A 13,877-nucleotide genomic window follows, 5' to 3' on the forward strand; every position below is an offset into this window, starting at 1 on the left:
GCGGTCCTGGCCCGCCTTTCGACAGGGGTCGTCCGGCCCCCGCCGTCCTCAGGTGAGCCCTTGGACCACGGCGATCAGGACGATCAGGGCCACGAGTCCCCCGAGCAGCAGTCCGACGCGGCTCAGGAACCGGCGGGTGTACCCGGTGCCGAAGTCGTCCGGGGGCGCGGGCGCCGGTCCCTGGGGCCCCGGGCGGCGCGCGCTCCGCGACAGGCCGTAGGCCTCCTTCAGGAGCGTGCGCCAGACCGATTCCGGCAGCCCCGGGCGCTCCCCCTCGACGATCAGCCAGAAGGCCTCCCGCGCCGACGGATCCGGGCTCGTCCGCAGTCGCGACAGCAGCTCGGCGAACCGTCCGACCGGGGCGTCGCCGCCGCCGAGCAGCGGGCGGACCACCCAGCGGTGCAGCTCGGCCGAGTTCGCCGCGCGCTGCTCGGCGGCCGGTTCGGAGGGGTCGTCCCGCGCGGTGGGCGGGACGACGGCCCACAGCTCGCGGTCGATGGCCACGTCGCAGAGCTCCCGGCGCAGCGGATGGTCCCAGGACGGCAGGCGCCCGGCGATCTCCCCCAGGAGGACGGTGACGACGGCGTACGCCTGGGGCTTGCGCAGCGCGTCCAGCAGCTCGCGGCTGCCGGCCCGCCTGACGAGCTCCCGGGCCTCCTCCACACTGCGCACGTCCGGCAGCTTGTGCACCAGCGAGGTCTCGGCCTCCCGCTCCCGGCGCACCCGCACCCGCCGCGCGCCCTTGCCCGGCCCGGTCCACTGCGGCCCGACCGACGGCAGCACGGGCCGGGGGTGGACCTCCGCGAGGGGCGCGCTGGGCGGGACCTCGGGAGCGGGGGGTACGGGCGGGGGCGCGGGGGCGGTCTCGGGGGCGGGCTCGGTGTGGGTGGCGGGGGCGGATACGGGGACGGATTCCGGCTCGGTCCGGGGCGTGGGGGGCGGTACGGGGGCGGATTCCGGCTCGGTCCGGGGCGCGGGCGCGGGGGCGGGCCCGCTCCGGGGCGCGGGGGCGGGTACGGGCCTCGGGGTGGTCGGCCTTCCGGCGGCGGACGGCTCGTCGTACCAGGGGGCGGGGTCGTCCCGTCGGCGGTCGAGGTCCCTCGGGGCTCCTGCCCGGTCGTCCGGGACCTCCTCGAACCAGGGGTCCGGGGCCTCCCGGTACCGGGGGTCCGCCGTCTCGTCGTACCAGGGGTCCGGGGTGTCCCCGTGGACCGGGTCTCGGGGGTCGCGGGGGTCCCGGGGGTCCCGCGTATCCGGGTTGTGCCGGAGGTCCCAGGCGTCCCGGGGCTCCCGGACATCCCGCTGCCCCTGCTCCGAGACTGGCCGGGGTGGGTGGGAGGCCTGGGGGGTCTGGGAGACCTGCGGGGCCCGGGAAGGGCGGTTCGGGCGGACAGGGGGCGCTTCGGGACGCGGGGGCACTTCCGCGCGCGGGCGCGGGGGCGTGGCCGGGCGGGGGGTCGTGGCGAGGGCGTCCGCCGCTCGGGACGCCGTCTCCAGGAGCGTGCCCCGGCGCGCGGACGCGGCGGCGTGGAGCGCGCGGCCGACCGCGTACTCGTCCCCGTCCGCCTCGGCGATCCCCCGCAGGTGGTGCCGTACGAGCCGGTCCGCGACGTCCTCCGCGCGGTCGCCGCACCGCTCGCGCGGGTCGACGCGGTGGCGCTCGGTGTTCCGGCTCGCGGCGCCGGACCAGCGGCCGACGAACGCGAAGCGGAGCGCCGGCAGTTCCAGGGTGTCGTGGGTGGCGAAGGTCCAGCGCCGGTCGATGAGCGCACCGAACATGCTGTGCAGGCCCCACAGCACCGGGCAGGCGGTGTCACCGCGCTTGTCCAGGATGGTGAACCGGTCGTCGGGATGGCGGAGCAACTCGGCCACGGCACCGATGAGTTCCTCCGGCACCCGGGCCAGGGCCCCGTCGAGCTCCCCCTGCCCCCGGCCCGTCGCCGGGACCAGGACCTCCTCCGGCACCACGGGGAGGCGGCCGCGCGCCCCGGCGAGGTCCGCGACGGCGGCCCCCTCCCAGGTCCAGGCGTGGAGCCCGAGGCAGACGGCGGGGTCGAGGAGGGCGGGCGAGCCCACGAGGGCGTGGCAGAGCACGGACGTGCCGCCGTCGGCGTCCGTGAAGGGGAGGCGCCGGATCAGCATCACTCCGGCGCGCTGCTGGAGCCGTATCAGGGCCGGCCGGGTCTCGTCCCCGCTGGCCCGCAGGACCGGGCCGGAGACCCGGAAGAGGTTCTCCGCCTCGTCGCGGGGCCCGGACCAGGCGACGGGCCCGAAGCCGGTGCTGCCGGTGAGGTTCTCGCTGTCCCAGCGGAAGACGATCTGGTCGGCCTCGTTCTCCGTCCGTGTCATCGGACGATCCCCTCCGTAGGTTCCGCTCCGGGCAGCAGCCCGCACAGGGCGAAGAGCGACAGCAGTGGTCCGAGGACCCGGCGCGGCCGGGCCCCGTGCGGGAATCGGTCGCCGCGCGCCTGCCCGCCGGTCGCTGCGACGAAGTGCAGGGTGCAGTCGGCGCAGTCGTCGAAGGGCTTGAGCCAGGCGGCGCCGGCGTGATGGGCGAGGAAGGCGTACGCGTCCCTGCTCTCGTCCCGGAGCGCGGCGGGGTCGTGGCGGCCGGGCAGCGCGCGGCCGAGCCAGCGGTCGACGACCGGCTCGAAGCGGACCAGGTCGCTCTTGTTGACGGCGAGCGCGGCGGGCGCGGCGATCAGTCCGCCGTGCTGCCGGGGGATGCGGTTGAGCACCGTGCTGAAGGCCTCGTCGCCGAGGTCGCGCCGGCGCAGTCCGCTCTGTTCGCGCACCGGGTCGAGACCCGGCAGCCCCAGGGCGCGCAGCGGGTCCACGACGAAGACGAAGGCGTCGACGCCCATGAGGAAGCGGCCGACCTCGCCGTCCTGCGCGAGGTCCTCGCCCGCGAGGTCGAAGAAGACGACGGGACGGGGCTGGGCGGCGCCCGCCTGGACGAGCAGCCCGTCGGCGAAGCGCGCGAAGGTCTGCTGCCCGGTGCGGCCCAGCTGCCGCCCCTCCTTGAGGCTCTGGACCCGTTCCCGCAGATAGGTGCGGTGCGCCTCGGGGTTGAGCGGACGGCACTTGAGTCCGTACGGTTCGAGGCCGCCGAGTTCGACCTCGCCGAGCATGGCGGCGAGGAGGTGGGTCTTGCCGACGGAGGAGCTGCCGACGAGGGCGACGGAGAGCGGTTCGCCGTTGGTGAGGTAAGGGACGGGCAGCTCGTGCTCCTCGTCGCCGTCCACGGTGTGCGGGCACAGGTGGTAGGCCTTGCGCAGGGCGTCCGCGACGTGGCCGGGGCGGCGTTCGGCGCTGAGGTCGAGCGGGATGCGGTTGCCCTTGGTGTCGATGGTGACGAGGAGCCTCTCGTCGTACTCGACGGGGAGCAGGCAGTGCGGGCACATCCGGCTCCGCGGGGGCGGGAGCGGCACCGGCTCGGGAGGCACGGGCGGGGCGGGGCGGAAGGTGTCGCCCCCGCCGCCGAAGATCCGGTCACGCAGGCGCGTCGGCCGCGGGGCGGGCGCGGGCGGCCGCTCCGCCTCCGCGTGGGGTCCCGCACCGGGCGGGACGCCAGCGGAGGCCGCGCGCTTCCTGGCGACCTGCTGGTCGTAGACGGTGCGCCAGCGGTCGAGCGGGTCGGCGGCCGCCCCGACGCCCGCGGCGAGCGGGTCCGGGACGTGCAGGAGCCGCATGAGGGCGGCCGGGTGCGGCCGGTCGGCCGCGCGGGCGGCGAAGAGCCCGCTCTGCCCGAGGGCGGCGAGCCGCCGGTAGTCGGCCAGGTCGGCGGGGGGTCCGTCGCCCCGGTCGGGGCGTCCGGCGACCAGGTGGTAGGCGAGCTCGGCGACGGACCAGAGGTCGTCGCGCGGGTCGGCCACACCCTGCCCGGCACGCTGTTCGGGCGAGGCCCAGGGGGCGCCGCCGAAGGGCTCGCGGAGTTCCCCGGCGCGCAGGGTCGCGTACGGTTCGCAGAGCCGGACCCGGGCTCCGTCCCACCGTACGGTGTCGGGCGTGATGACCCGGTGCACGAGACCGGCCTCGGCCAGGAGCCGTACGGCCATCGTGAGTTGACCGGTGACGCGCTCCTGGTCCTGGGCGCCGAGGCGGCCCGCCCACTCGGACAGCGGGCGGCCCGACGGCGGGCGGTAGAGCACGAAGGGCTCGGCGGCGGTGAGGTCGAAGCCGACGACACGGGCGAAGACCGCGCCGAACTTCGCCCCTCCGTAACGCCGTTCGAGGGCGACGGCGGCCTCCACCTCCCGCTCCAGGTGGCCGTACGCGCGCGGGTCGCCCTGCGCGGACGTCGCCAGCCGGTACTGCACGACGGGGAGGCCCTCCCCCAGGGTCGCCCGGCGCGCGAGCACGCCGGGGCGGCCCGGGACCCGGTGGTCCTCCCCGTAGCGGACGGCGAAGCGGACCGGGTCCTCCCGGTGCGTGAGGAACTCCAGCTCCTGGTAGTACGGATGGGACGGCGGCACCGGCTCGCGCAGGTGATCGGGGTGGTCCGGTCCGATCGGCCGGGCCGGTTCGCCCGGCCGGTGCGGATCCGCCGGATCGCCCGGATCTCCGTGGAATTCCGGCGGGTCCGGGTGGTTCGGGTCGCCCTGGGGGCCGGGGCCTTCCGGGTGGTTCGGGTCGCTCACTCTTCTCCCGCCTCCTCGGCGCGGACGGTGTGCACGACGTCCGTGCGCAGCGGTACGAGACGGAGGATGCCGGCGTGCCGTCCCGCCCCGGTCCACACCACGTCCTCGGGGGTGCCCCGCCAGATGTCGTCGCCGGCGGCCCCGCGCCGCATGGCCTCGGGCACGAACCGGACCTGCCGGGCGGCGAGCGGATCGTGGGAGAGCAGCCGCAGGTGCTCGGGGCCGCACAGCGCGACCGTGCGGGCGGAGTCGTCCTCCGCGAGCAGCAGCCGGGCGACGGCGTCCGCGGCGACGCCGGTGAGGCGGGCCGCGTCGGGCCGGACGGAGCGGTCGGTGAGGGCCGCGAGGGAGGTGAGCATCTCGGGGTCGGCGAGCCCTTCGTGGCGGGGCGGCGGCGAGGCGGCCACGTCCCGCTCCAGCCGGAGCCGGGTCTCGTCGAGGAGCTCCGTGAGGCGCCGCTCGTGGCCGGCCCCGGCGAGGGCGCCGGGCTCGCGTTCGATGCCCGCCCAGCAGCGGTCGAGGATCATGACGGTGCCGGCGACCAGGTCGCCGACGAGGGTGTCGACCAGCGCGGGGCCCCCGTCCCCGTACCGCCGCTCCAGCCAGCCGGGCGCGGGAGCGGGCGGCGGCCCGTCGGCGGACGACGGAGCCGTGGGCGGCGCGTACCCGGCGGCCTCGGGCGCCGGGGGTGTCCCGCCGGTGCCGGGCCAGGGGTCGTCCCCCGCGCCGTCCGCCCAGGCGTCCGGTCCGTCGCCCCAGGTGTCGGCGCCGCCGCCCCAGTCGCCCGGATCGTCCTCGTCGTCCCTCCAGTCCTCCCAGCTCCAGGACGACGCACCGGTCTCCGCCGCCGGCGGCGGCCCGGGCTCCGGGCGCTCCGCCTTCCGCGCCGCCCCCGGCCGCCCGTGCCCGTCGGCGGTGTCCGCGAGGCCCCGGAGCAGCCCGGCCACGGCGCCGGCCCCGGCCGAGCAGTGCTGCCGCACCTCGGCGAAGAGCCAGTCGTGCACGGCGGTCGTGACCACCAGGTCCTGGATCTCCCCCAGGATCCGCCAGGCCTCCTCGGGGTCGGCGAGCGCCCACCAGTCGTCGACGGCCCGGCTCCAGTCGCGCAGCGCGAGCAGGACGACGCCCGTCACGGACACGGCCGCCGCTGCCGCGCCCGCCCCCACGGGCAGGCCCAGGAACTGGCCGAGGCCCGCCCCGGCGAGCCCGCCGAGCAGCCCGCCGAAGAGCCGGGGCGCGGCGCCCGTCGCCCCGCCGCCGTCGATCCGCCCGTCGGGCGAGCGGTTGGGCCTGCACCGCAGCATCAGATGGGCGAGCCCGGCGGCGAGGACGCCGGTGGCCGGACCGAGGACCCAGCCGAGCAGTGGCCAGAGGCCCGCGAGCAGCGCCAGGAGTCCCGTCACGGCGAAGGCCACCGGACGGGAGCCGCCGGCGGTGAAGGGGTGGCGGGTGGCGAGCCTCCGCAGCCGCTCGGGCCCGCAGATCGCGTCGAGCCGGGCGAGCCGCGCCGCGCTGCCGACGGGCGCGGTGCGGGCGGACAGCGCGGACAGGCGCGCCGAGACCGACCGCAGCGGCAGCCCCTTGCCGATCAGGTCGTGGGTGAGGTCGCGCAGCGCCGGTACGATCCCGGCGCGGGAGATCTCCCGGGGCAGTTCCGGCAGTTCGATCCCCCGGTCGCGCAGCATCCCCCGGTGCTCGGGGGTGAGCCGGGTGCCGCCCGCCGCGCCGAAGGCGTCCGCGACGGCCGACCGGAACCGCTCCAGCTCCACCGTCACCCGCTCGATGTCCGCGGGCAGATCGACGTCCCGGCCCGCCCGGGTGAGCAGACCGGCCGGGCCCCGCACCCGCTGGTAGCCGTCGACGGCCTCGCCGACCGCCTCCTCGCACGCGGCGAGACCCGCTCCGGCCCGCCCGTGCGGGGGCAGCCACCGGTGCCCCGACAGGGAGCGCGGGACGCCCTCGTCGAGGAGCAGGGCGAGCGCCCCCGGCACCTGGTCGGCGGAGACGCTCCCGACCGGGACGTCGGGTCCCGCCAGGCCCTCCACGGCCTGCCGCCAGGCGCGCGCCCTGGCCTCCTCGGTGAGGTCGTGCTCCAGGACCCGGACGGCGGGCACGGCGACGCCGTGCACCACCTCGCCCAGCGCGCGCAGGACGGAGTCGAAGACCTCGGGCGTCGACAGGACGTCGACGAGCGGGCGCAGCACGGCCTCGCCCGGGACGCCGTCCTCCGTGGAGTCGAAGAGCCACAGGACGCCGGCGGCGGGCGGGCGGAGCGTGAGGGAGCGGCTCAGGGTCCGCCGGCCGCGCGCTCCGACCGCCAGGCAGACGACGTGCGCGGGCCCGTAGGAGGAGAGGCGCTCGTAGAGCAGCTGGTGGGACACCAGCCGGTCGGCCTCGTCGACGACGAGGAAGCGCCGCTCGCCGCCGGGCTGCGGGACGTCCAGGGCGGCGCGGACGTCGGCGTCCGGGTCGCGGTGCGCGTCCGGCGACTCCCGCAGGTCGATGCAGACGGCGTGGCCCGGCAGCGGTCGCTCGGGCAGGACGGGAAGGGCCTGTGGGCTCATTCCGCCTCACCGGCCCGGTCGCGGCGGTGCGGCGCGTCGTCGGACCCGCGGTCCCGGTACGGGTCGGACGGGTCGTCGGGCCCGAAGTCCGGCTCGGGATCCAGCTCCCAGTCGCCCTCGTAGGCGGACGGCGCCGAGGAGGAGGGCCGGTTCGCGTGTGACGGTCGGCCGGGATCGCGCCGAACCCCGTCGTCCCGTGCGGGGCGGTCGTCGTACGAGGTCCGGGGGCTGTCGTCGGAGTACGGGGTCCGGGGACTGTCGTCGGAGTACGCGCTCCGGGACCTGTCCTCGGAGTACGGGTTCCGCCGCCCGTCCTCTTCGTACCGGCCGTCGTACGGGCCCCCGCCGTTCTCGTACCGCGTGCCCCCCTCGTACCGCGTCCCCTCCTCGTACCGCGCGTCCTCCTCGTACCGCGTGCCCTCGTCGTACCCGGTGCGCGGTCCGGGTTCGCGGCGGGCCCGGGGTACGGGGCCCCGCTCCTGGCCCCGGGGCCGTCCCTGCGCGCCGCCGCCTCCCGGCGTCCGGTCCTGGCGCGGGGCGTGGCGGTCGTAGAGGGCGCGGAGGCTCGCTCGGGTCGGGCGGGCGGCGCTCGGGAAGTGCATGTCGAGGGCGCCCGGGTAGGTGACCTCCCAGAAGTGCCTGAGCGGCGCGAGCCATTCGCCGTCCGCCGCGCCGTACTCGGCGGCGACCTCGTCGATCAGGGCGAGCTGGCGGGGGGCGACGTTCTCGACGAAGTGGGTGAAGAGCGGCGACGGGGGCGCGGGGACCTGGGCGAGGCCCTTGGGCAGCGCGCGCATCAGCCGTTCGCAGAACTGCTCGATGATCTGGCCCTCGTCGAGCAGCGCCCAGCGTTCGTAGGCCCGCAGCAGCCCCGCCCAGCTGGACAGCGACCCGTCGAAGCCCTCCAGGCGCAGCGTCATGGTCGCGGACTCGCCGTCCTGGAGGCGGATCCGGACGAGGTGGGGGGAGCCGGCGGGGCCCTCGGCGGCGATGTGGCCGTTCCACATGGCGCAGAGCAGCCGGTGGAGGATGCGCTGCCGGTCCTGCTCGGTGGAGACCAGCCAGTCGTCCTGGTGGCCGAGCCGCTGGCGCCAGTGCAGGAAGTCGCCCTCGCCGCCGGAGTCGCGGGCCTCGGACCAGAGGCTGAGGACGCTGCGGACCTCGGAGATGTCGGTGAGGTTCATGCCGCTGCGGAAGAAGACGACGGTGATGGAGTCGGTGTCGACGGCCCGGCACTCGGGGAACACCCGCGAGGGCAGGTTGAGTTCCTGCGCGAGGAAGTCGGCGGCGCGGCCGTCGGACTCGGTCGCCGGGTGGACGATGAGGATCTTGAGCGGGCCGCTGCCGTCCGGGATGAAGCCCACCGGGAGGAGTCCGGCGAGCCGGGAGCGGAACTGGTCGAGCCAGCGCGGGTCGACCTTCGACTCGGCGGACTCGTCGCCCGCGGCGGCCCGCAGCAGCAGCTCCATGGAGGGCAGCAGGGGGCGCGCGAAGACGTCGTCGTTGGCCTCGCCGAAGAGGCGCTTGACCCGCCGCTCGACGACCTGCTTGATCTCCTTCACGGCCGCCCCGGGCGAGCGGCGGACCGCGTCCAGGGCGCGCCGCCAGTCGTCGGGCGTGACCAGCCGGTCGAGGAGGGCGGCGGCGTCGGTGGCCTCGGGGAGCCCCTCGGTCTGGGCGAGGCGGTCGACGACGTCGTCGTAGAAGACCCGCAGGGAGTTCTGCGGGGGCAGCAGGTAGGCGATGCCGGCGCGGTCGTCGCGGTAGAGCTCGCGGCGGCTGTCGGCGAAGGACTTGGCCTCGTCCTGCTCGTGCGCGCGGAGCACCTTGACGAGTTCGGCGACCTCGGCGGCGACGCGGTTGATGGAGCGCCGCCACTGGTTCTCTCCGGCCTGCCAGCCTCGGTGCCACAGGACCCGGGCCCGCCACTGGTACCAGGCCTGCTGTGCGGCGAGCGTGTCCTGGACGTCGGGGTCGGTCCACCGGGCCGGTACGACTCCGCCGACGCTGCGCCGGATGTGGGGGATGTTGGGGGCGGAGGTCTGGACGTTCGGGGGCCGTTCGGGGTCGTTGCGCCGGTTGTCGAGCATTCCCAGGAAGCCCTCCCTGGCCACCCGGTCGGTGTGGGCGGGCAGCCCGGCGAGGACGGTCTCCAGCTGGAACGGTCCGATGAGGCCGAGGAGTTCGCGGGCTCCGGTGCCCGGCTTGAAGTCCTCGGTGAGGCGGGGGATCTCGCGGGCGAGGTGGACGTCGAGGCGCTGGAGGGAGTCCTCCATGTCGTTGAGCCGGTGGCGGAGTTCCTGGGTGATGTCCCGGCTGCCCCGGGGCAGTTGCTGGGGCAGCGGCACGTCGGGGGCCTCGCGGCTCCACAGGCGGCCGATGCCGGAGCGGGTGAAGAGGTCCCGGACCATGTCCTGGCCGTCCCGGGCGGGCCGCCGGGCGCGTTCGGACATGCCGCGGACGGCCTGGGCGAGGAGCCGGGCGGCGACGATCTCGGCGAGGTCGTCGATGGGCACGGTGAGGGAGGCGGCGAGGCTGGTGGACATGCCCCGGTAGCCGATGCCGGTGCGGGCGGGGGTGGAGCGCTCCACGGCCTTGTTGATGAAGCTGGCGGCGAAGGACTGGTAGTCGTCCTCGGCGCGGTTCACCGCGTTGCTGTCCTCGCCGAGTTCGGTGCCGATCAGCGACATCACCATGGCGGTGATGGAGCGGCGGAGGTCCTCGGCGCCGATGACGGACGGCTTGGAGAAGAGGAAGGCGGTCTGCATGGTGGCGGGGCGCAGGGCGACGACCCCGTCGCCGGGGTAGGTGACGCTGAGCCGGCCGCGCTCCTCGACGTCGCCGACGGTGTCGAGGGCGTCGGGCACGTTCTGGTCGTCGACGAGCCGGGAGAGGTCCACGAGCGCGCGGGCCGCGTTGAGTTCGGCCTCGCGGCCGCCGCCCGCCTCGGGCGGGAAGGCGGAGGGCATCACCACGAGCGGGTAGATCTTCACGCCGGGCACCTTGGCGTTGCGGAACTCGTGCCCGATGAGGTGGATGAAGTCGTAGAAGATGCCGGCGCCGGTGCCGCCCGCGACGGAGAAGGCGACGAAGACGTCGCAGCCCCGGATGTGGCCGCCGCCGACCCGGCGGAGGTCGCCGGCCGCCTGCCCGATGGCGCCGATCGCCTCGCGGAGCTGGCGCAGGACCGGTTCGAGGCCGGAGCGCACGGTCGCGAAGAGCGCGGCGCGTCCGACGGTCGGGAGCTGTCCGGCGCCGCTGTTGAGGGGGGCGACGCGCGGCTGCCGGGCCTGGGGCGGCAGCCAGTGCCGGGTCTCCTCGTGGAGGGAGACCCGCAGCATGCGGGCGACCTCGGGCGAGGAGTCGAAGTCGGTGGGCAGCAGGTCGCGGACCATCCGGGAGGTACGGCTGTAGGCGGCGCCCTCGGCGCCCTTGGCCCGGAACTGGGGGTAGCCGAGCAGCTCGCCCTCGCTGAAGTCGGCGTACACGAACTGGAGGCAGTCGGGCAGCTGGAAGGGCAGTCGGCTGCCGCCGTCGACGAGGTCGGTGCCGTCGGGTCCGCACAGCTCCCGGCGCAGCTGCCGCTCGAGTTCGCTGCCGATCTTTCCCCCGGTGCCGCCGAGCCCGACGAAGAGCATGGGCTGGTAGATCTTCATGGCGTCTCTCCTCGGTGCCCGTTCAGAAGTTGCCGTCGTAGGGGTCGGAGCCGCCGGTCGGCCCGGTGGCGGGGCCGGTGTCGGGTCCCGTGCCCGGGGCCGTACCCCTTCCGGTGTCCCTGCCGCGCCCGTCGCGTCCCCGGGTGCGCCGCCCCCAGGTGCCGGTGTCGGCGGCCGGGCCGGGGCGCGCGCCGGGGCGGCGGGACCACGGGAGGTCGCGGCTCCGCGGGGAGGGCGTGCGGCCGCCGCCCACGACGAGTTCGTGCTCGCCCAGACCGATCGGTTCGCCCACCCGCACCGGCACCTGGCTGCCGCCCCGGGGGCGGAGCAGGAGCTGGCCGGAGCCGGTGCGGCGCAGCGCGTGGGCGGCGGAGCCGCGGACGCCGCGGAGCGTCGGGGCCCCGCCGTAGGGCTCGTCGACGGCGAAGGCGAAGGTCCCGCCCTCGCTCTGTCCCCTGCGGACGGTCAGCGTGTACAGGGACCGTCCGTCGTCGCGGAGTTCGAGCGTGACCCCGGTGAGGTCGCGCCGGCGGCGCCGGGCGACGAGCCGGATCGCGGTGAGGACGGCGAGGACGAGGACGACGGCGGCGCCGCCGGTGACGGCCTTCCACCAGCGGTCCCACCAGGTGGGCGGCGCCACGACGAGGACGTCGAGGAACGCGGTGTCGAGGACCGTGTCGCCGTCGCCGCCGTCCACGACCGCGACCTTGCCGCCCAGCTCGCCCAGGGGCGTGCCGGGCGCGAGGCGCACGGTGAAGGGGATGTGGGTGCTGCCGCCCGCGGGCGCGGTGACCGGTGTCGGGGCGACGGTGAGCTCCGTGCCGGGCGCCTGGTCCTGGAGGGCGAAGCGCAGGGTGTGCGGGACGGAGTCGTTGTTGGTGACGTCGAGGGTGCCGTCGACGGTGCCGCCGGGGTGCACGGTGACGCGCTCGACGACGAGCCCCGCCGTCACCTTGGGCACGTCCGGGCCGCTCCGGGCGTGCACGGGACGCCGGTCGGAGGTGATGCCGGGCGCGGCCATGCGCGTGACGAGTTCCAGGTCGCCGGTGGCCCCGGCGGGCACGGTGAACGTGCCGGTGAAGCGGACGTCCCCGGCCTTCGCGTCGGGCGCCCGGCCGTCGTCGGCGAGCTTGAACGTGAAGGGCCGGAAGCCCGCGCCGGCGACCTCGGCCGAGGCCGCGAGGCCGGCCAGCTGTCCCGGGTCGGTGATGACGACTCCGCGCCGGGTCTGCATCCGCACCTGCACGGTGACCTTCTCGCCGGCGCGCGGGGACGCCGGGTCGAGGGTGACGTCGGAGCGGAGGCGGCCCTGCCAGATGGCCCGGACGGCGACCTCGCGGTCTCCGTGGCCCTCGGGCGCCTCGATGTGCACGCGCCAGCGCCCGGGCAGCGGGTCCTTCACGCGCAGCGCCTCGACCGGTCCGTCCTGGCCGCTGACCTCGAAGGTCGAGCCGTCGAACTCGCCCTGTACGGGCACCTTGCGGCCCGCCGGGTCGTAGTAGGTGACCCGCACCTTGGGGTCGTGCTTGGCGACGGTCAGGGAGCCGTCGGTGGCGATGGGCGGGATGGTCACGGACAGGTCGGCGGGGGGCTTCCCGACGGTTCCCTGGGCGATCCGGGCGCAGCGGGCGGCGGCGAAGGTCTCCTGGAGCGCCTTGTCGATCTCGGCGGAGGTGCCGACCACCCGCATGCGGGGGACGGAGCCGGGGACGTCGGAGCAGGCGCCCCGGTAGCCGCCCTCGGCCATCGCGGTGAGCGCCGAGCGGTCGATCTCGCCGCCGAAGCCGAGCGGCCAGATCTGGACGCCGGCGGCCCGGGCGCGGGCGAGTTCCTCGGTGAGCCGGCGGGCGCCGTTGGCCTGGCGGATGTCCCGGTCGGTGCCGTACTCGGGGCTGTCGGCGACGTCCAGCCTGCCGTCGGTGAGCAGGAAGACGACCTTGGGCACGGCCGGGGTCCTGGTCCCGCCCTCGGTGAGGCGCGTGACGGCCTGCCGGACGGCGGCCGGGAAGTCGGTGCCGGGTCCCGTGCGGTCGCGGTGGGCCAGCTGCTGGACGCAGGTGCTGAGCCGCTCGCGGCCCGCCGCGTCGGCGACGGTGAGCGGGCAGACCTCGTTCACGGGCGACTGGCCGGGCTTCTCGGAGCTGCCGAAGCCGATGATCGTGGCCCGGGAGCGCTCCGATATCTCGCCCTGGCTGAGCAGTGCGGCGGCTTCCGTCTCCCGTGCCAGGTCCTTGTCGTCGAGGCTCTTCGACTGGTCGACGACGACGGCGAAGTCGAGCGGGTCGGGGCCCTCGGCCGGGTCGGCCGCGGTACGGGCCGGGTGCCGCGCCCCGGCCGCGGGGACGCCGGCGGCGGCGGGCGTGCCGAGCGGGCCGGTGAGCCCGAGGAGCAGCCCGGCGAGGAGCAGGGCGCGCGCCCTGTCGGTCCACTTCATCTTGTCTCTCACCACAGTTCGCTGAAGAGGGCCAGGAGGGCGCCGAGCACGAGCGCGAACACGCCCAGGCGCAGCCACCGGTACTTCGCCGCGAGCACGAGCCCGTGCACGCCGGCCTGTTCGAGGAGCCAGTCGGTGGCGTCCGTGCCGGACGCGCCGAGCCGTTCCCGCAGCGCGGACGCGGACGGGCCGGCCGTCAGCTCGCGCAGGAGGGTGCGGTCCGCGCCGATCCGGGTGCGCGGCAGGACCACCGAGACGAGCATCAGGACCCCGGCCGTCCACAGCGCGCCCGCCGCGAGCAGGAACGCCGGTCCCACGGCGGTCGAGGGCACGGGGAGACGGCCCCCGGAGAACACGACCGCGAGGAAGGCGAGGGCTCCGGAGAGCAGGATCGCCGCCTTGGTGTCGGCTCGCCCGATGTCCTCACGGACGGTGGCGAGGAGCCGCTCGGCCATGAACCTCAGCTCCTCGGACGGCACGGGGGCGGGCGCCGCCGTCGGGCCGGGGGGAGGCGAGGGGGTCGGTACGGGGGCGGGCGTCGGCGTTCGGCCGGGCGGGGGCGAGGGCGTCGGTACGGGGGCGG

6 protein-coding genes are annotated in these 13,877 nt (G+C 76.4%); all 6 read right to left on the reverse strand.

The window, feature by feature from the left end; translation table 11 throughout:
- Positions 1-48: 48 nt before the first annotated feature.
- Genes ACFYXU_RS27070 through ACFYXU_RS27095 form a run of 6 tightly spaced genes read right to left on the reverse strand, consistent with a single transcriptional unit; the run spans position 49 to position 13,749 of the window.
- Positions 49-2,349: a hypothetical protein gene (locus ACFYXU_RS27070; protein ID WP_389460351.1), complete on the reverse strand. Its 2,301-nt coding sequence runs from the start codon at positions 2,347-2,349 to the stop codon at positions 49-51.
- Positions 2,346-4,640 carry a hypothetical protein gene (locus ACFYXU_RS27075; RefSeq protein ID WP_389460353.1) on the reverse strand — a complete coding sequence of 765 codons (2,295 nt, stop codon included), beginning with the start codon at positions 4,638-4,640 and terminating at the stop codon, positions 2,346-2,348. Before ACFYXU_RS27075 ends, ACFYXU_RS27070 begins: the two co-directional genes overlap by 4 nt.
- Positions 4,637-7,204 (reverse strand): hypothetical protein, encoded by a 2,568-nt coding sequence (locus ACFYXU_RS27080; protein ID WP_389460354.1) that lies wholly within the window; start codon positions 7,202-7,204, stop codon positions 4,637-4,639. The genes ACFYXU_RS27075 and ACFYXU_RS27080 overlap by 4 nt, the downstream gene beginning before the upstream one ends.
- Entirely contained in the window at positions 7,201-10,860 is a 3,660-nt protein-coding gene (locus tag ACFYXU_RS27085) for a tubulin-like doman-containing protein (RefSeq protein WP_389460356.1), read from the reverse strand. Before ACFYXU_RS27085 ends, ACFYXU_RS27080 begins: the two co-directional genes overlap by 4 nt.
- A 22-nt stretch (positions 10,861-10,882) precedes the next feature.
- A complete protein-coding gene (locus tag ACFYXU_RS27090; protein ID WP_389460358.1) occupies positions 10,883-13,294 on the reverse strand; it encodes a VWA domain-containing protein in 2,412 nt (803 codons plus the stop codon).
- Between the two features lie 8 nt (positions 13,295-13,302).
- Complete coding sequence (locus ACFYXU_RS27095) at positions 13,303-13,749, reverse strand: Pycsar system effector family protein (protein ID WP_361404363.1); 447 nt, start codon at positions 13,747-13,749, stop codon at positions 13,303-13,305.
- Between the last annotated feature and the right edge of the window lie 128 nt (positions 13,750-13,877).

The sequence above is a fragment of the Streptomyces sp. NPDC002232 genome (assembly GCF_042890295.1).
GTDB lineage: Bacteria > Actinomycetota > Actinomycetes > Streptomycetales > Streptomycetaceae > Streptomyces.